Origin of the sequence: Rhodococcus sp. ACS1 (genome assembly GCF_002300155.1) — a bacterium.
GTDB classification, from domain to species: domain Bacteria; phylum Actinomycetota; class Actinomycetes; order Mycobacteriales; family Mycobacteriaceae; genus Rhodococcus_F; species Rhodococcus_F koreensis.
This window is the reverse complement of sequence record NZ_NSDZ01000011.1, coordinates 558,036-576,270: the sequence shown is the minus strand read 5'-3', so window position 1 is coordinate 576,270 and position 18,235 is coordinate 558,036. Positions and strand designations below refer to the sequence as shown.

At 68.3% G+C, this 18,235-nt stretch carries 14 protein-coding genes; 8 read left to right on the top strand and 6 right to left on the bottom strand.

Annotated features, from left to right (window positions below):
• The first annotated feature begins 2 nt into the window (after positions 1-2).
• From CJ179_RS44115 to CJ179_RS44090, 6 genes are all read left to right on the top strand, one after another.
• A complete protein-coding gene (locus tag CJ179_RS44115; protein ID WP_095865616.1) occupies positions 3-1,061 on the top strand; it encodes an amidohydrolase family protein in 1,059 nt (352 codons plus the stop codon).
• Positions 1,058-2,710, top strand: a complete 1,653-nt coding sequence (locus CJ179_RS44110) for a thiamine pyrophosphate-binding protein (RefSeq protein ID WP_095865615.1) — start codon at positions 1,058-1,060, stop codon at positions 2,708-2,710. The genes CJ179_RS44115 and CJ179_RS44110 overlap by 4 nt, the downstream gene beginning before the upstream one ends.
• Before the next feature lie 43 nt (positions 2,711-2,753).
• Complete coding sequence (locus tag CJ179_RS44105) at positions 2,754-3,635, top strand: hypothetical protein (RefSeq protein WP_095865614.1); 882 nt, start codon at positions 2,754-2,756, stop codon at positions 3,633-3,635.
• Between the two features lie 35 nt (positions 3,636-3,670).
• Positions 3,671-4,651: a 4,5-dihydroxyphthalate decarboxylase gene (locus tag CJ179_RS44100; protein ID WP_095865613.1), complete on the top strand. Its 981-nt coding sequence runs from the start codon at positions 3,671-3,673 to the stop codon at positions 4,649-4,651.
• A 31-nt stretch (positions 4,652-4,682) separates the two neighbouring features.
• Positions 4,683-5,534 (top strand): amidohydrolase, encoded by an 852-nt coding sequence (locus tag CJ179_RS44095; RefSeq protein WP_095865612.1) that lies wholly within the window; start codon positions 4,683-4,685, stop codon positions 5,532-5,534.
• A 112-nt stretch (positions 5,535-5,646) separates the two neighbouring features.
• Positions 5,647-6,873, top strand: a complete 1,227-nt coding sequence (locus tag CJ179_RS44090; RefSeq protein WP_095865611.1) for an MFS transporter — start codon at positions 5,647-5,649, stop codon at positions 6,871-6,873.
• On the opposite strand, the gene CJ179_RS44085 is transcribed toward CJ179_RS44090, so the two are convergent.
• Together CJ179_RS44085 and CJ179_RS44080 are read right to left on the bottom strand one after the other, a co-directional pair.
• The gene (locus CJ179_RS44085) at positions 6,870-10,124 is read right to left on the bottom strand and encodes a protein kinase (protein WP_095865610.1); all 3,255 of its coding nucleotides are present in this window, start codon (positions 10,122-10,124) and stop codon (positions 6,870-6,872) included. The two genes, CJ179_RS44090 and CJ179_RS44085, sit on opposite strands and share 4 nt — an antisense overlap.
• Before the next feature lie 131 nt (positions 10,125-10,255).
• Complete coding sequence (locus CJ179_RS44080) at positions 10,256-11,281, bottom strand: LacI family DNA-binding transcriptional regulator (RefSeq protein ID WP_095865609.1); 1,026 nt, start codon at positions 11,279-11,281, stop codon at positions 10,256-10,258.
• 163 nt (positions 11,282-11,444) lie between these two features.
• Between CJ179_RS44080 and CJ179_RS44075 the strand changes: the two genes are divergently transcribed.
• Together CJ179_RS44075 and CJ179_RS44070 are read left to right on the top strand one after the other, a co-directional pair.
• Positions 11,445-12,872 (top strand): cytosine permease, encoded by a 1,428-nt coding sequence (locus CJ179_RS44075; protein ID WP_095865701.1) that lies wholly within the window; start codon positions 11,445-11,447, stop codon positions 12,870-12,872.
• 59 nt (positions 12,873-12,931) lie between these two features.
• Positions 12,932-14,065 (top strand): C45 family peptidase, encoded by a 1,134-nt coding sequence (locus tag CJ179_RS44070; RefSeq protein ID WP_095865608.1) that lies wholly within the window; start codon positions 12,932-12,934, stop codon positions 14,063-14,065.
• A gap of 43 nt (positions 14,066-14,108) precedes the next feature.
• Here CJ179_RS44070 and CJ179_RS44065 read toward each other — a convergent pair whose 3' ends face one another.
• From CJ179_RS44065 to CJ179_RS44050, 4 genes are all read right to left on the bottom strand, one after another.
• Positions 14,109-14,759 (bottom strand): GntR family transcriptional regulator, encoded by a 651-nt coding sequence (locus CJ179_RS44065; protein ID WP_072943589.1) that lies wholly within the window; start codon positions 14,757-14,759, stop codon positions 14,109-14,111.
• A gap of 116 nt (positions 14,760-14,875) precedes the next feature.
• Positions 14,876-15,871, bottom strand: a complete 996-nt coding sequence (locus CJ179_RS44060) for a transketolase family protein (protein ID WP_095865607.1) — start codon at positions 15,869-15,871, stop codon at positions 14,876-14,878.
• Position 15,872: 1 nt separating this feature from the next.
• Positions 15,873-16,760, bottom strand: coding sequence for a transketolase (locus CJ179_RS44055; protein WP_095865606.1), 888 nt, complete (start codon positions 16,758-16,760; stop codon positions 15,873-15,875).
• A complete protein-coding gene (locus CJ179_RS44050) occupies positions 16,757-18,148 on the bottom strand; it encodes an MFS transporter (protein ID WP_072943595.1) in 1,392 nt (463 codons plus the stop codon). The genes CJ179_RS44055 and CJ179_RS44050 overlap by 4 nt, the downstream gene beginning before the upstream one ends.
• Between the last annotated feature and the right edge of the window lie 87 nt (positions 18,149-18,235).

Sequence of the window (18,235 nt, the reverse complement as noted above, 5' to 3'; positions counted from 1 at the left end):
TCATGATCATCGACTGTCACGGCCACTTCACCACCGCGCCACCCGCGCTCGGACAGTGGCGCGAGCGCCAGATCAAGGCGTTCGAGGATTCGGGCGCGCGGGTCTCACCCGACGAGTTGCACATCGGCGACGACGAGATCACGGCCGCGATCGAACAGGGGCAGCTGAAGCTCCAACTCGAACGCGGCACCGACCTCACGGTCTTCTCCCCCGGCGCGGGAAAGATGGCCCACCACTACGGCGACGAGCAGACCAGCCTGGTCTGGTCGCAGGTCAGCAACGACCTCATCGCCCGGGTGTGCGGCCTGTTCCCGGATCGTTTCGCGGCGGTGTGCCAGCTTCCGCAGTCGCCTGGTGACGCGCTGGCCTCCTCCATCCGCCGGTCGGCGGCAGAACTCGAGCGCTGCGTCGAAGAACTCGGGTTCGTCGGCTGCCTCCTCAACCCGGATCCCTCCGACGGGTACTGGCAGGCGCCGCCGCTGACCGACCGGATCTATTACCCGCTCTACGAGAAGATGGTGGAACTGGACGTGCCCGCGATGGTCCACGTCGCGATGTCGCGTAACCCCGCCATCCAGGGCACCTGCGCGCACTACCTCAACGGCGACACCGCTGCCTTCATGCAGCTGTGCCAGTCGGACCTGTTCACCGACTTCCCGACGCTGCGGCTGATCCTGCCGCACGGCGGCGGCGCGGTGCCCTACCACTGGGGCCGCTACCGCGGGATGATGCAGGACCAGGGCAGGCCGCCTCTGGAGGAATCGTTGCTGCGCAACGTCTTCTTCGACACCTGCGTCTACCACAAGCGGGGCCTCGAACTTCTCACCGACATCATCCCCGCCGAGAACGTGCTCTTCGCCTCCGAGATGATCGGCGCCGTCCGCAGCGTCGACCCGGAGACCGGGCACCGCTTCGACGACACCAAGGCGCTGCTCGACTCCATCGACTCCATCAGCGACGACGACCGGCAGGCGATCTACGGCGGCAACGCGCTGAAGGTGTTCCCCCGCCTGGCAAGCCGAGTCACCAACCACGACAAGCAAGAGGAGGTTGCGCGGTGAAGGTCTACGAAGCACTCGCAGCAGCGTTCGCCGCCGAGGGCACCACGGATGTGTTCGGCATGATGGGCGACGCCAACATGCACTGGATGAATGCCCTGGCCACCCGTGGGACGCGCCTGTACGAGGTGCGTCACGAGGGTGCGGGTCTGAGCATGGCGCACGGGTACGCCCGCGCATCCGGCCTGCCGGGTGTCGTGACGACGACGAGCGGGCCCGGCACCGCGCAGCTGGCCACGTCGATGATCGTGGCGAGCCGTGCGCGGATCCCGCTGGTCGCGTTCTGCGGGGAGACGCCCTTGGGTGACACGGGCGCCGTGCAGTACCTCGACCAGCGCCGGTTCGCCGCCGCGATCGAGTGCGAGTTCCTTCAGGTGACCAAGGCTGAGTCGGCCGCAGAAGTGGTGCAGCGCGCCTTCTACCTGGCCCGCACCCAATCCCGGCCGGTGATGATCAGCGCCCCGTTCGACGTGCAGCTGCAGGAGTTCGAGGACGACATGCCGTACGTCCCGTCCACCGAGCTACTCCGGACCCCCAAGCTCCTACCGCACCCGGACCGGATCCAGCAGGCGTGCGAAATCATCGGGGCGAGCAAACGAGTCGTGATCGTCGCCGGGCGGGGTGCCCGCAACGCGGAAGCAGGCGAGCAGATCCTCGCGCTCCAGCGTCGAACCGGCGCCCTACTCGCCACCACGCTGCAGGCCAAGAACTGGCTCAGCGCCGAAACCGAGTACCACGTGGGGATCGCGGGCCTGTTCGGGAGCAGGCTCGCGATGGAGCTGCTGCAGGAGGCCGACTGCGTGGTGTCGGTGGGCGCGAGCCTCAACCACTACACCATCGAGAGCGGATACCTGTTCCCCGAAGCCCGGTTCATCCAGATCGACACGGCGCCGCACCTGGTGATGGGCAACGGTCAGGTCGCCGACTGCTACATGCAGGCCGACGCGGTCACCGCCCTCGATGCCCTGACGGGCGCGCTGGGGGTTCGCGGTATCGAGATGGAAGGCTTCCACACCCCCGAGGTGCACGGCCGGCTCACCGCCCCGCTGATCGACCCCGCCGAGTTCCGCAGTCAGCCCGGCCTGCTCGACCCGCGCGAGGCGATCTCGGTGCTCGACGCCGAACTTCCCGGCGAGATCGGGCTGGTGCTCGGCAGCGGACACCAGACGGACTTCGGCACCATGCTCTTCCAGCGGTCCCGCGAGATCACCTCGAACTACGGCATGTTCGGTGCCATCGGCCAGGCTCCGCTGCTGACCATCGGCAGCGTCGTCGCCAACGGCGGCAAGCCGACGTTCGTGGTCGAAGGCGACGCGAGTTTCCTGATGCACCTGTCGGAGTTCGAGACCGCGTGCCGCTACGGCCTTCCGGTGCTCGTCGTCGTCATGAACGACGAAGGCCTCGGCGCGGAATACCACAAGGCGAAGGCCAAGGGCCTCGACCCGGAGCTCGCCGTCATCCCCACCCCCGAACTCGGCACGGTCGGGAAGGCACTCGGCGGCGGCGGCGCCACCGTCCGCACGACCGACGAACTGCGCGCCGCGCTGGCCGAGTACGTCCGCGACCCCCGGCCCACCGTGATCGACGTGCGCATCACCCGCGACGTGCTCAGCGTGCCCTACCGGCGCATGCAGTACGGCGAGGACGTATGACCGCGCGGGGACTGATCACGACCAACGAAACGAGGACTCGTCAATGAAAATCGTACTGGGCAGAGACGATCTCGCTGCCGTGGCCGTCGAGGGGGCCGTGGCCGCCGGTGCAACGCCCGAACGTCTCGACATCCGGCCCGTGCACAAGGCATCGCGCGGCTTCGTGAACGACGCGGCGGCGGACGTGTGCGAGCTGGCCGTGGTGACATTGCTGCAGGCGGCCGCATACGACAAGCCGGTGGCGCTGCTGCCGATCACCATGCTCGGCCGGTACCAGCATCAGACCCTGGTGACACTGGGCGAACTGGACGTCGAGGGTGTACGGGGCCGGAGCGTCGGCGTGCGCTCGTGGAGCCAGACCACCGGGGTGTGGCTGCGCGGGTTCCTCAGCGAGCAGTACGGCCTCGATCTGTCCGAAGTGGACTGGCACACGTACGAGGGCGGGCACGTCGACGGGGCCACCGACCCGGCGTGGGTCACGCGCGCCCCCGAGGGCGCAAAACTGCAGGCCGACTTCCTCGAAGGCCGGCTCGACTACGGGATCATGGGCAACGAACTGCCCTCCGACGACCGGATCCGCACCGCCATTCCCAACGCCCTCGCGGTTGCCGCCGAATGGGCCGCACGCAAGGGTTTCGCTCCGATCAACCACGTGGTGGGGTTCAGCGCGGCGGCCGCCGACGAGGACCCGAAGGCGGTACTCGCGGTGTACGACGCGCTGGCCGAGGCCGCCGCGACTGCCGGTCCCGCAGCGGGGCCGGTGAACCTGAGCCCCGTCGGGTTCGCCGGTCTGCGCGGGCCTGTCACCGACGCCGCCCGCTACGCCTACGAGCAGGGGGTGCTGCCGCGCCGCGTCGAGTTCGACGAACTGGTCGATCGCACCTGCGCCGCGCTCGGGGTGACCGCGTCCCGGCTCGGCGGCTGAACCACTCGCTCCCTCTGGAATACGAAAGGCTGAACATGAACACGCTCTCGGTCGCACTCGGCGACTACCGGCACGTGCAGGCCCTGCTGGGCGGCGACGTCACGGTGAACGGCTACGAGGTGAAACCGGTCGAGGTCAGCCCGATCATCGGCGCATACCGCCGGATGATCCGCGACCTCGAGTTCGACGTGTGCGAACTCGCGCCGACCTCCTACCTGATGGCGTTGCAGGCCGGGGTTCCGCTCACCGGCATCCCCGTCTTCCTCAACCGCCGCTTCCACCACGCCGACGTGCAGTGCGCTTCGGCGTCGGGAATCCGCTTCCCCGCCGATCTCGAAGGTAAGCGGATCGGTGTCCGCGCGTACACGGTGACCACCGGAGTGTGGATGCGCGGCATCCTGCGCGACGAGTACGGCCTCGACATCGACACCGTGAAGTGGGTCGTGGACGACGACGACCACATCGAAGGCCGGGCTCCCTCGAACGTCGAGCGCGTCACCGACGGCCGGTCGCTCGGTGAGTTGCTGCGGGCCGGCGAGATCGACGCCGCATTCAGCGGCAACGCCGGCACCGGACGTGCGGGGGCGCCGCGGGCCGGGTGGTCGGCGGCGGCCGAGCAACCCGCGGTCGAGGACGGGCCGTACCCGCTGTTCCCCGACCACGAGGTGCTCGCCACCGACTGGTACCTGCGCACCGGGATCTATCCGCTGCACTCGGTGATCGCGATCCGCAGCGAACTCGTCGACCGCGATCCGGCGCTGCCCACCGCCCTGTACGCCGCATTCGCCGAGAGCAAGCGCCGTCAGATCGAGGCCGATCCACAGTGGTCGGCGCTGGCGCGACTGGGCAAGCAGGCCAAGCAGATCCAGAGCGATCCGATCCCCTACGGTCTCGATGCCAACGACGCGAGTGTGCGTGCGCTCGTGAAGTACTCCCGGGACCAGGGTCTCCTCGACCCGGACTTCTCCACCGATCCCCACCAGGTGTTTGCCAAGGGCGAGTACCCGGACGCCTGAGCCAGCCCACCGAACGAGAAAGGTGTAGACCTTGGACATCGTCGACACCCACTGCCACATCATCTCCGACGACGTGACCCGCTACCCCCGGGCCCCGATCGGCGGGACCCAGTCCGGTTGGGCGACCACCCGCCCGGTCACCGCCGACGGCATGGTCGAGCGCATGGACGAAGCCGGGATCGGCCAGGCCGTACTGGTACAGGCGACAACCGCCTACGGCTACGACAACTCCTACGTACTCGACAGCCGCGCCCAGCGGCCGGACCGGTTCATCGTGGTGGGCACCGTGGATCCGTTGCGGCCGGACGCCGCCGGCAACCTGGAGGCGGCGGTCGGCGACAACGGCCTCGCCGGGGTCCGGCTGTTCACCAGCGGCAGCACGGTGCCCACCCAGGGCGAGTGGTTCGCCGCGCCGGAGACGTACCCCTTCTGGGACAAGGCCACCGAAATCGGAGTCACGGTGTGCCTGCAGATGCGGCTCGGACCGGCGACCGATCAAGTGCACCAGCTGCTTCGCCGGTTCCCGTCGGTCCGCGTGCTGCTCGACCACATGGGATACCCCGACATCGCGGCCTCACCCACCGACGCCGGCGAAGCGGTGGCGGAGCTGGCGGTCCATCCTGGCCTGCACCTCAAGCTGACCCACCGCAATCTCGAACCTCTCCACGACGCCGGCGAAAAGGCCTCTGGTTTCCTCGATCCGGTGCTGGCAGCGTTCGGAGCGCACCGGATCGCGTGGGGTTCCAACCTGCCCGCCGCCGAACAGTCACTGCCTGAACTCGTCGCCCTCGCCCACAAGGTACTGGCCGACGTACCCGAGCCCGAACGCCGCGAGATCTTCGCGGGCACCGCGCGACGGCTGTATCCCGGCCTGGCCGGATAGGTACTTTTCGCGAGAAACCCGCGGGTCTTGCCGGGTGTTCGGTTCTTTCGAGCCGAACACCCGGCCGACCGGCCTGTTCAGGATCGCCAATGGAAGGGAGCAAACCACGCCGATGACCGTCCTCTCCGGCCTCCGCGGACAAACCTTCGCGTCGCTGCGCACCACCAACTTCCGCCGTTACATCACCGGCCAGACGATCTCGCAGGCCGGCAAGTGGATGCAGACCATCGCCCAATCATGGCTCGTCCTCGAACTTTCCGGCTCCGCCACCGCAATCGGTGCGGTGATGGCGTTGCAGACCGTGCCGATGCTCCTCGTCGCCCCGTATGGCGGCGTCGTTGCAGATCGGGTCGACAAGCGGCGCCTGATGATCGCCTTGCAAACCCTGATGGGGGTGCAGGCACTGGTCCTCGGAATTCTCACCGTCACCGGAACAGTCCACCTCTGGCAGGTCTACGTTCTCGCTCTCGTGCTCGGCCTGAACCAGTGCTTCGAAACTCCGACACGCCAATCGTTTCTCCTCGAAATGGTCGGGGCCGATCGACTTCGCAACGCCGTCAGCCTGCAATCGGTGCTCACCTCCACGGCACGGATGGTCGGTCCTGCCGTCGCCGGGCTCGTCATCGCCGCCGGCGGTGTCGGTCTGTGTTTCCTTCTCAACGCCGCAAGTTTCGTCGCGGTCGTGATCTCCCTGCTCACCCTCGATGTCTCGCAGCTCAATCCGTCACCACCGACGGTCCGGGCTCGCGGTCAGCTCCGCGAAGGTCTCGCGTACGTCCGGCAGTCCGCTGAACTGATCGTACCGCTGACCATGATGGCGCTGGTCGGTTGTTTCGCCCTCGAATTCCCCGTAGTGCTACCGGTGATCGCCGACCAGACCCTCGACGCCGGGCCGGGAGCGTACGGCTTCATCACCGCCGCGATGGGAGCGGGATCGGTGGTGAGCGGGCTCGCTGTCGCAACCTGGGGCCGTACCGGAACCGGGCCGCTCGTCGTCACCGCGACGGCGTTCGGAGCCGTTCTCCTCGTCGCCGCCGTCGTCCCCAATCTGTGGGTCATGCTGGTCGTCATGGCCTGTGTCGGAGCCTGCAGTGTCGCGTTCAACTCGACGACGAACAGCACACTGCAACTCGCCGCCGCACCGGACAAACGCGGGCGGGTCATGGCCCTGTTCGGCATGGCATTCATCGGATCCACTGCGGTCGGCGGGCCCATCACCGGATGGGTGTGTGAGCAGTGGGGCGGCCGCGCAGGATTGCTTCTCGGGGCCGTCGCCTGCCTGATCGCCGCGGCTATCGGTGCACTGCGTCCGAGAGACCGGACTCGGCCACCGACCTAGTCGTGCGCCTGCTCCACGACCCAGGCCGCGACCTGGGTGCGGGAGGTGAAACCCAGCTTGGCCAGGATGTGCTCCACGTGACCCTGGGCGGTACGCGGTGAGATCACGAGGCGGTCGGCGATGGCCTGGTTGGTCAGGCCTTCGGCGATCAGGTCGGCGACCTGACGTTCCCTCTTGGTCAGTCGCGTCGGCGCGTCGGTGTCCGGTGTGGAGGTACCGGGCTGCGCTTCGTGGAGGGCGTAGGCGATGGCCGCGTCGAAGCCGAGCTGTTCACCTTTGCGGTGGGCCGCCGCGAATGCTGTGTCCCCGAGTCCCTGCCGGGCCTTCTCGGCGAATTCGGTCTGGTAGACAATCAGATTGGAATGGATGACCGCGGCACTGCCCACCGACCCCGCCAGCCATTGCGCGGCTCCCATCAGCACCGCGGCCCGAGTCGGATCTCGCCTCTCGCACGCGATCCAGGCCAGCGCTTCGACGGCGGCTGCGGCGAAGCGGGGGCTGTGCACCTGCCGCGACAGCTCCAGCGATTCCTCGAGGTACCGAACTGCGCGATCGGCGGCGCCCTGTCGCCACACCGCAATTCCCAAGGCCCACAGCGAATGCGATCGGTACATCTTCTCGCCGTACTTTTCCGTGATCGCGAGGACCCGCTCGTGGCGTTCGACGGCCCGCTCGGTCTGGCCGGACAGTCCGTAGGCCAACCCGAGAAGATAGAGCACGTTCGTCTCGAGTGTGCGATCCCCGCGTGCGCTGAACTCCGTGAGTGCAGTTTCGAGGTGCGTGCAGGCGTCTGGGAGGTCCCCGCTGTAGAGGGCCAGCGTTCCGTCGGCGAAGGAGACGAACGCACGCATCATGGGGTCGCTCGTGTGCGCGGTGAGGTTCCGCGCCTCCGCCACGAGCGCGGCACCGGACTCGAGATCGCCCTGCACGTTGGCCATCACGCTGGCGCAGTAGAGCGCCCTGATCCGGTCGACCGTCGGCTCTCCGGGGCAGCGGGCCAGTAGGTCGGAGAACCAGCGCCGCCCCTCGCTGTACAGACCCTGGGAGGTCCAGAACCAGCGGAGTGCGGCGGCGGTGCGCAGGCCGGCGGCGGGATCGTCGTCGATGCAGAACTCCAGTGCCTCACGGAGGTTCGGTTGCTCCCGCTTCAGGCGGGCGATCCAGTCCAGTTGCCGGGCGCTGATCCACTCGGCCTCCGCGGTGAGCGCCAGCGCCTCGTACCAATCCCGGTGCCGGCGACGCAAAGTCACGGTCTCGCCGGTCTGCTCGAGTTTCTCGTAGCCGTACGCGCGGAGGGTCTCGAGCATCCGGAACCGCACCACCGACCCGTGCCCCTCCCGGATCAGGATCGATTTCTCCACCAGGGAGGTCAGCGTGTCGAGCAATTCGTCCGGGCCCAGTCCGTCGCCGCAGACCTGCTCGGCGGCATCGAGTTCGACGCTGCCGGCGAAGACCGCCAACCGACCCCACATCAGTTGCTCACCGGTGGTGCATAATTCGAAACTCCAATCGATCGACAAACGCAGGGTCTGCTGCCGCGTCGGCGCACCGCGGCTGCCGCGGGTCAGCAGGGTGTAGCGGTCTGTCAGGCGCCCCAGGATCTGCTCGGGCGACATCGCCCGCAAACGGGCGGCGGCCAGTTCGATCGGCAACGGCAACCCGTCGAGGCGGTGGCAGATCCCCGCCACCGCCGCCGCGTTGTCCTCGGTCAGTGCGAATCCGGGAACCGCGGCGGCGGCGCGTTCGGCGAACAGGTGCACCGCATCGTATTTCGGTAATCCCCGCAACGACGGCCTGCGATCGGGATCCGGCACGGCCAGCGGCGGCACCTGCAGCACCGCCTCCCCGCCGATGCCGAGGGATTCGCGGCTGGTCGCCAGAATCCGCAGCGCCGGGCACACCCGCAACAGCGTCTCGGTCAGCTCCGCCACCGCGTCCACCAGGTGCTCGCAATTGTCGAGGACCAGCAGCAGTTCCCTGGAGGCGAGGAACTCGATCAACACCTCGCGCAGCGGCCGCGCCGAATGGTCCCGCACCCCCACCGCCGCGGCCACCGCATCCACCAGCGAAGACCCGTCACGCACCTCGCCCAACTCGACCAGCCGCGCACCGTCGCCGCAGTCCCGTTGCACCCCCGCGGCGACGCGCATCGCCAGCCGCGTCTTGCCGACCCCTCCGATCCCGGTCAGCGTCACCAACCGCGACCCGGCGAGCAGGTTCTTCGCCTCGGTGAGCTCGTGCCGGCGGCCGACGAAACTCGTCAGCTCCAAGAGGAGGTGTCCCGTCACGCCGCTCGCTGGTGTCGTGCCGCGCGGTCCGTGCCCTCGGTCGTGGACCTGCGCGTCGGGTTCCGTGCGGAGGGCCATGTCGTCGACGGAAAGACCGCGATCGAGTTGGATCCGCCGCAGTTCCTCCCCGAAGTCGGCGGCCGTCGCCGGACGTTCACCGGGGGTCCGGGACATCGCCCGGGCGATCACGTCGGACACGTCGTCGGGGATCCCGTGCTCCCGCAGGTCGGGCACGGGTTGCGTTGTGATCCGCAGGAACTGCGCGACCACCCGCTCCCCGCTGCGGCGTTCGAACGCGGCATGACCGGTGAGGGCACTGAACAGGGTGGCCCCGAGACCGTAGACGTCGGCGGCCGGGCTCGGCGGGTCACCCTGGAGGACCTCCGGCGCGGTGTAGGCCGGCGACCCGGTGACAGCGCCGGTCGCGGTCTCGAAACCGCCGCTGATGTGGGCGATGCCGAAGTCCGTCAACTCCGGTTCGCCGTATTCGGTGAGCAGGATGTTCGCGGGTTTGATATCCCGGTGCAGGATGCCGAGCCGGTGCGCCGTCTCCACCGCGCCGGCGACCTTCACCCCCAGCCGCAGCACCTCGTCCAGTTCGAGGGGACCGTCCTTGCGGACCCGGGCCTCCAGCGACCCGTGCGGATGATAGGGCATCACGATGTACGGAACTCCGCTGTCGGTGGCCCCGACCTGCAGGACGCCGACGATGTTCGGATGACCGGTGAGCCGGCCCATCGCCCGCTGCTCCCGGAAGAACCGGGCCTTGTTCTCCTCGTCGAGATCGACGGTGAGCACCTTCACCGCCACCGTGCGATCCAGATCCGCCTGGGTGCAGCGGTAGACCACTCCGAAGCCGCCGCGTCCGATCTCCTCGGCGTCGTCGAAACCGGCCGCACTCAGCTCCGACGCCACGACGGGGACGACGTACCGCTGCGTGTCGAGCGGATCACCTTCACCCATCGGACGGACCACTCACCCCGTCGGCTCGTGCCGCCGCGCGCTGGTTCCGACGGCACGACCAGAACGCAGATACAACCGTGGACTCGCCTCTCGATGGCGTGCCCACAAGGATATCGCTGCCATCGGTCGAATCACGGCGTCCGGGTAGAGTTCCGCACGATGAGGCGTCCGTGGAGTTTCCCCGGCGGCACGGACCGGTCGAGGTTGTCGAGGCGGTTGACGAGCTGTGTGACGGCAACGCGGGCAAGGAGTTCGGGCTGCAGGTCCACCGAGGTGATCGGGGGCGTCGCAGATCGGGTGTGCTCCGAGTCGGAGCCACCGACGATCTGGACGTCGCCGGGAACGTCGAGTCCGCGTTCCCGGACACGTGCGAGCACTCCGGCCGCGTGCCTGCCGGTGAGGCAGTACACCGCGTCGGGCGGGTCGTCGCGGTCGAACAGTTCGTCGGCGGCGTCGCGGCCGCCGGACTCCCCGGTGGTCTCGGGCCGGTGGGCGACCAGCGGGTCCTGACCGCGCGCCTCCGCCCAGGCGCGGTAGGCGGCCTCGGCGCCGAGGTTCCACGAGTTGGGGTCGGTCCCGGCAACGAGGGCCACTCGCGTGGCACCCGCTTCGTCGAGGTGCTGCAACACCAGGTCGGTCATGAATTCGGTGTCGGTGTCGATCCAGTTCTCGTACGCGGCCCGTGCCGGATCTTTGCCGACGGACAGGAACGGCACGCCTTCCCCGAGGAGCATCTCGATGAGGGGATCGTTGGTGACGGGTTCCGTGATCAGGAACCCGTCGCAGGCGAGGGCGGCGGCCGGTGACTCTTCGCGGGTCGGGTCCGACACCAGCATGAGTCCGTATCCGAAGTCCATCGCGGCCAGCGCCGCCGAACCCGCGAACCGCAGGAAGTAGTCGACGCCCTCGGGGAGCGAAGAATCCAGCGTTTCGAGGGGCCGGAGCACGAGGGCGAGGATGCCGAGACGGTTGCTGCGCAGCCCCCTCGCCACCACATCCGGCCGGTAGCCCAGGGACTTCGCGGTCGCGCGGACCCGCTCCCGCGTCGCGGCGGCGACGACCCCTTTGCCGCTGAACGTGTGCGACACCGTGGTGGTCGACACCCCGGCGTGCCGTGCCACGTCGGCGATGGTGGGCCGCGATCGTTTCTCCGTCACCGGATCAGGCTACCAACTGTCCGACCTGCACCAAATCGATTTGTAAATTTACTTCTCACGCTCTTGTCCAAATCGATTTGGTTCCGTACGGTGACCCGGGTCACGCCAGATCGGCGATTGCGCCACCAGCCGCACATCCGTGCTCGTCTACCCGGAGGACCCCATGGCATCGACTCGAGCAGACTCCCGCGCGGCGAAACCCGGCACGACGCCGCCCGCCGACCGTGCCGGGCAGGTGGAGACGCACGGCATCGACTTCATCCCCGACGGCGAGCGACACGGCCGCGCCCGGGACCTGTTCGCGGTGTGGGCGGCGCCCAACGTGAGCTACCTGGCCCTGGTCGTCGGCGGCGCACTGATCCTGATGGGCCTGTCGTTCTGGCAGGCGCTCGCGGTGATCGTGGTCGGCAACCTGTTCTCGATCCTCACCGGGATCGTCGCCGCCAGTGGACCGGCGTCGGGCACACCCAGCGAGGTGATCACCCGGGCGATCTTCGGCATCCGCGGCAATCGGGTGAACATCCTCGTGACCAGCTGGTTCATCAGCGTCTGCTACCTGGCGCTGAACTGGGCGGCCGCGTCGTACACGGCGTTCCGGCTCCTCGAACGGTTCGGCATCCACGCGACCACCCCGGTGAAGGTCGTCGTCATCCTGGCGATCGCCGCCGCCACGCTGGCCATCGGTGTGTACGGGCACGCGACGATCGTGCGGCTCTACCAGCCGCTGGCCGTCGTGCTGATCCTGATCTTCGTGGTGATGGCCGGCTACGTCCTCGGGAACGCCGACTGGGGTTACCAGCCGGCGGAGGCGCTCCACGGAATCGGGCTGTGGGCGACGGTGGCCGCGGGTGTTTCCATCGTGGCGTCGGCTCCGCTGTCCTACACCAACAGCGCGGACTTCGCCCGCTACCTGCCGGCGACCACGTCGCCGGTGTCGGTCACCGCCTGGACGGCGCTCGGCGCGTTCGTCCCCAGCGTGTTGTTCACCGCGCTCGGCGCACTCGCCGGCACCGGACTCGACATGGCCGACCCGCAGATCGCACTCGAGGCCATCCTCCCCTCCTGGTTCACGCCGATCTTCCTGCTCGCCGTCATCGTCGGCACCATCGCCAACAACGCGATGACCGCATACAGTTCCGGGCTCGCGCTGCAATCGGTCGGGCTGCGCCTGCGACGCTCGCGCAGCGTCCTCCTCGACGGCTCGATGGGCGTCGCCATGACGCTGTACGCCCTGCTCGTCTCCAACTTCCTCGACACCGTCAGCAACATGATGCAGCTCGTCGTGACCGTGATGGGTCCCGTGATGGCCGTCTACGTCGCCGACGTCCTGTGGCGCCGCAACCGCTACGACGGCCTCGGGCTCGGCGACGAAACCAGCAGCAGCCCCTACTGGTACAGCGGTGGGACCAACTGGGCGGGAACGGTCGCCGTCTTCACCGGCATCGCCGCGGCCGCGCTCTGCGTCGCCGCCCCGGTCTACACCGGACCCGTCGCGAACGCGGTCGGCGGCGTGGATCTGTCGCTGCCGGTCGGGTTGCTCGTGTCCGCGGCGCTGTACGTCGTGCTGATGCGCTCGTACCGAACCCGCTGACCCCCTGTGATCAATTGCTCCACAGCTTTATTCACACCATCTGGATAACGAGGACGATCATGACCGAATCCACCACTGCCCGCCCTCACGTCTGCGTCGACGACACCCGGCCGCGCGAACGCGGTGTCGCCCGCGGCACGCAGCTGCGCACCGACCTGCCCGCGTCCGTGGAACTGTATCTGCGCCTGTTCGATACGGTCGGCGTGAGCGAGAGCCGGACCCGCGACAGTGCGCACCGTCTCGCGGATGTCCTGGGGGCGTGGGGTCCCCGGTACCTCGACGAGATCGAGGGCATCGCTGTCGGCGCCGGGCTCGAAACCTGGCACGTGATGGCACTGAACGGCCGCACGGAGATCCTGTCCCAGGCCACCGCGGCCCGCCCCGGCGAGTGCTCCACCATCGCCTACGCACCCGCGGATCGCGCGTCGGCGCCGTTCGGGATCCAAACCTGGGACTGGCATCAGGAACTCGACCCGTACTGGCACACCCATCAGGTGCGCGGAACCCGCCACGCCTACGTCGGGCTGACCGAGCACGGCATCCTCGGCAAGATCGGGATGAACAGTGCGGGCCTCGGCGTGTTCTTCAACATCCTCGGCCACCGCGACGACGTACCGGCCGGGGTGCCCGTGCACATCCTGTCGGCGGCGGTCCTCGGTGAAGCCGGAACCGTCGACGAGGCCCTCGATCTGCTGCGCTCGGCGCCGATCGCAACCTCGGGCGCGCTGACGCTGATCGACCCCGACACCGTCGCGTGCGCCGAGGTCAGCCCCGTCGGCGTCGCCGCCCTGCACCCGACGGACGGATTCCTGACGCACACCAACCACTTTCTCGACCCGGCCAACGCCGCCCGCGAGAAGGCCGGCCTGTACGAGCCCGACTCCCAGGACCGCTACGGGCTGATCGCCTCCCGGCAGCAGCGATACGCGGCGCCTGCGGTCGCCGATCACCTCGTCGAGTACCTGTACTCCGATCCGGGGCAGCCCCAGCTGTGCTGCGTCCCCGCCCCGGACGCGGTCTTCGGTCAGCGCTGGGCCACCCTGTCGACGGTGCTGCTCGAACCCGAGCACCGGCGGGCCCGCATCCTCGCCGGCACGCCGCTCGACGCCCGCCGACGGTCGTGGACCACCCTCGACGCAACCGCCCCCGCGCACGTGCCTGCGTTCGTGTGCCGGGTGACGCCGGGTACGTGAGCGGCAAAGCGTGCTCCCGCACTCTTTGCCACTCACGTGGGAGTCAGGCAACCAGATTCGCCGAGGCCCAGTCCATGTGCGTCTGAATCGCTTTGGCCGCTTCGTCGGCGTCGCCGGTTTCGATGGCGTCGACGATGGCGCTGTGCCGGCCGACGTCCATGTTGCCGACGGCGCGGTCGAGGCCGGCGAACATGATCGACATCCGGATGGATCCCTCGAGGGAGATCCAGGAGTGCAGGAGTGTGTCGTTGCCGGTCAGCGAGCACATGGTGCGGTGGAAGTTCAGGTCGGCCTCAATGCGGGCCTCGAGGACCGCGGTGTCCATGACGTCGAGGGCAGCGCGCAGTTCCGCGATGGCGGTGGTGCGGTCGGCCAGGCCGGCGAGTTCCCGGACCGCCAGTGCCTCGAGGGCGGCGCGGACAGCGAAGATGTCGCGGATCTCCTTGGAATCGAGGTGCCGCACGTACAGGCGACCCCGCGCACCCGCGGAGATCAAGCCCTCTTGCTGGAGTTGACGCATCGCCTCGCGGAGCGTGCCGCGGCTGATCTGCAGCATCTCGGACAGTTCCGTCTCCACGAGCGGGCTGCTCGGCGCCAGTTCCCCGCTGGTGATCGCGACCCGCAGGGCGGCGACGGCCTGCTGACGGAGACTGGTCTTCTCCAGCCCGAGCAGTGCGGCGGGTTGTCCGGCCATGGGTGCCTCCGTGGGGTCGGCGATCAACTGTCGACAGCGGTCTGTTGACAGCAACCTGTTGACAGCCATCGTACGGCCCTCGCCCCCGGACCCGCGGCGAGGGCCGTACGTGCAGGTCATGCCAGTTCGCCCAGCACCTTGGCGACGATCCGGTCGGTGCTCAGGCCGTACCGATCGTGCAGGGTGGGCAGGGCGCCGGCGTCGAGAAACTCGTCCGGGAGGGCGATCGGCACGACACGCTTGCCGAGTCCGGCCGTGACGACGGCGGCCGCCACGGTTTCGAAGAGGCCGCCGATCACGGTGTGATTCTCCAGCGTGACCACCAGGCGGTCGGTGTCGATCTCGGCCAGGACGGTCGCGGCGTCGAACGGTTTGATCGTCGGCGTGTGCACGACCGCGACGTCGACGTTGTGCCCGGCCAGCCGATCGGCGGCCTGCAGGGCGCGCATCGTCATCAGCCCGCTGGTGACGAAGACGACGTCGTTGCCGCCGCGGAGCACCTTCGCCTTGCCCAGCTCGAACGTGTAGTCGTACTCGTCGAGCACGGTCGCGACCTTCCCCCGCAGCAACCGCAGGTACGTGGGACCGTCGGACGCGGCGAGTTGCGGGACGGCCTGCTCGATGTCGATCGAGTCGCACGGGTCGACGATGGTGAGGTTGGGGATGCCCCGGAAGATGGCCATGTCCTCGGTGGCCTGGTGGCTGGGCCCGTAGCCGGTGGTCAGGCCGGGGAGGCCGCCGATGATGTTGACGTTGAGGTTCGGTTCGGCGATGTCGAGGCACAGGAAGTCGTAGGCGCGGCGTGCGGCGAACACCGAGTACGTGGACGCGAACGGCACGAGGCCGGTCTCGGCCATCCCGGCGGCGGCTCCGAGCAGAAGCTGCTCGGCCATCCCCATCTGGAAGAAGCGGTCGGGGAACTCCTGCGCAAAGATGTGCATGTCGGTGTATTTGGCGAGGTCGGCGGACAGCCCGACGATCTTGTCGTTCTCCCGAGCAGCCTGTACGAGGGCGTGCCCGAACGGCGCGGACGCGGTCTTCTGCCCCTCGTCGACGAACGAGGCGATCATGGCCGAGGTCTTGAGCTTCGGCTTGCTGGCGGCGGTGGTCATGTCAGGCGTCCTTGTTGTCGAAGCCGGCGGTGAGCTGGTCGCGGCAGATCTGCCACTCGTGTTCGTCGATGCGCATGAAGTGCGCCTTCTCCCGGGTCTCGAGCAGGGGCACGCCCTTGCCGACGCGGGTGTCGCAGAGAACGATCGACGGCTTGCCGTCGGATTCGGCCGCGGCGTTGTCGAATGCGCGCACCAAGGCGGTGACGTCGTTGCCGTCGACGCGCTCGACGTGCCAGCCGCAAGCCGCCCACTTGTCGTGCACGGGTTCGGTGCTCAGTACCGTCGACGTGGCGCCGTCGGCCTGCAGCGCGTTGATGTCGACCATCGCGGTGAGATTGCCGAGCCGGTGGTGGTGCGCGCCCATCGCCGCCTCCCACGTCGAGCCCTCGTCGAGTTCGCCGTCGGAGAGGAAGTTGAAGACGCGGGCCGTCGAATTCTGGTGCCGCAGACCGAGGGCCATGCCGACCGCGATGGTGAGGCCGTGCCCGAGGGAGCCGCCGGAAATTTCCATGCCGGGGGTGTACGTGGACATCGCCGACATCGGCAGCCGGGAGTCGTCGGAGCCGTACGTCTGCAGTTCGCTGCGGGGGATGATTCCGGCCTCGGCGAGTGCGGCGTAGAGGCCGATCGCGTAGTGGCCGGTGGAGAGCAGGAACCGGTCGCGGCCTTCCCACGCGGGATCGTCGGCGCGGTAACGCAGTCGGTCGGCGTAGACGGTGGCGAAGATGTCGGCGGCCCCGAGCGCCTGCCCGACGTATCCCTGGCCCTGTTCCTCACCCATGTCGATGACGTTGTGCCGCATGCGGTAGGCGAACTGTTCGACGGTCGCGATGCGCGACGCTTCACTGGTCGTGTCTTCGGCCGCGGTAACGGCGGTTGTGATGGTCACAGGAGTTCCTTTTCCTTGCGGATCGTGGGCGTGGTGCCGGTCGACGTCGGCGCGTCGGCGCTTTTGGAATCGGCGCGCTCCGCGGCCTCGGCGGCGAGGCGACGTTCGGTGGGTCCCCAGGTCTCCCTGGTGATCAATGCCGCCCACAGTCCGATCAGGGCGTACGTGCTGAACAGCAGCGCGGGGCCCCACCAGCCGAAGGAGACGAACAGCAGCGTGGTGACGAAGGGCGTGAAGCCGGAGACCATCGCCGAGATCTGGTAGGCGAGGGACGCTCCCGAGGCACGGCGCGAGGCGTCGAAGAGTTCGGGGAACCACGCACCCTGCGCTCCCGCCAGCGAGTTCTGGCAGACGCCGTAGGAGATCACGATGGTGGCGATGATCAGGACGAAGAGACCGGTGTTGACCAGAAGGAACATCGGAATTCCGAACAGTGCGGCAAAGGCGCAGGACGCAATGTAGAGGGGGCGTCGTCCGATGCGGTCGGTGAGCCGGGCCCAGGCGACGGTGGCGAAGATGCCGATCGCGGACGCGATGCACAGGGCGACGAGGGTTTCGGACTTTCCGGCGAGACCCTGGTTGTGCAGGTACGAGATCATGTACGTGATCGACACCGCGTAGCCCGCCGTCTCGGCGACTCGAAGACCGATGCCGCGCAGGATGTTTCGCCAGTCGTATTTGATGGATTCGAGCACCGGCGACTTGACGATGTCGCCTTCGTTCTTGACGTCCTCGAAGACCGGGGACTCGGGCACCTTCGACCTGATGACCAGGCCGACCATGACCAGGACGATGCTGGCGAGGAACGGCACCCGCCAGGCCCAGTCGCCGCCGAGGTGCACGCTGAACAGGAACACCAGATTCGCCAGCAGCAGCCCGACGGGGAAGCCGGCCTGCACGATGCCGGTGAACTTGCCCTTGGATTTCCAGGGGGCGTGCTCGTAGCTCATCAGGATCGCGCCGCCCCATTCCGCGCCGAAGGCGAGGCCCTGGATGACGCGGACGAGAACCAGCAGCACCGGCGCGATCAGCCCCACCTGCGAATAGGTGGGCAGCAGGCCGATCGCGAACGTCGCGAGACCCATCGCGATCAGCGACGCCACCAGCACCGGCTTGCGGCCCAGCTTGTCGCCGAGGTGCCCACCGAGCACGCCGCCGAGCGGGCGCGCTGCGAAGCCGACACCGAGCGTCGCGAACGCCGCGAGTGTTCCGGTGACCGGATCCGCGCCGGGAAAGAAGGCCGTACCGAAGTACAGCGCCGCGGCGGTACCGAACCCGATGAAGTCGTAGGTCTCGATGACGGCACCCACGGAGGAGCCGATCGCTACGCGCCTGGCGTCCTTCGTGCCATGGACAGGACCTCGCATCCTGAGTGTTTCGGTACTCATGGGGACTCCTCTTCGGGCTGCCGGTTCTACGATTGCCGCGGATTTGTTGACTGTCAACAGTGCGGAGTTCACAGTGTGATCCGAGCC

What these genes read in the sequence shown, in the direction of transcription:
- CJ179_RS44085 (WP_095865610.1), bottom strand. Translation starts at nt 10,124, where the DNA reads ATGGGTGAAGGTGATCCGCTCGACACGCAGCGGTACGTCGTCCCCGTC.
- CJ179_RS44090 (WP_095865611.1), top strand. Translation starts at nt 5,647, where the DNA reads ATGACCGTCCTCTCCGGCCTCCGCGGACAAACCTTCGCGTCGCTGCGC.
- CJ179_RS44060 (WP_095865607.1), bottom strand. Translation starts at nt 15,871, where the DNA reads ATGACCACCGCCGCCAGCAAGCCGAAGCTCAAGACCTCGGCCATGATC.
- CJ179_RS44115 (WP_095865616.1), top strand. Translation starts at nt 3, where the DNA reads ATGATCATCGACTGTCACGGCCACTTCACCACCGCGCCACCCGCGCTC.
- CJ179_RS44070 (WP_095865608.1), top strand. Translation starts at nt 12,932, where the DNA reads ATGACCGAATCCACCACTGCCCGCCCTCACGTCTGCGTCGACGACACC.
- CJ179_RS44100 (WP_095865613.1), top strand. Translation starts at nt 3,671, where the DNA reads ATGAACACGCTCTCGGTCGCACTCGGCGACTACCGGCACGTGCAGGCC.
- CJ179_RS44065 (WP_072943589.1), bottom strand. Translation starts at nt 14,759, where the DNA reads ATGGCCGGACAACCCGCCGCACTGCTCGGGCTGGAGAAGACCAGTCTC.
- CJ179_RS44075 (WP_095865701.1), top strand. Translation starts at nt 11,445, where the DNA reads ATGGCATCGACTCGAGCAGACTCCCGCGCGGCGAAACCCGGCACGACG.
- CJ179_RS44050 (WP_072943595.1), bottom strand. Translation starts at nt 18,148, where the DNA reads ATGAGTACCGAAACACTCAGGATGCGAGGTCCTGTCCATGGCACGAAG.
- CJ179_RS44105 (WP_095865614.1), top strand. Translation starts at nt 2,754, where the DNA reads ATGAAAATCGTACTGGGCAGAGACGATCTCGCTGCCGTGGCCGTCGAG.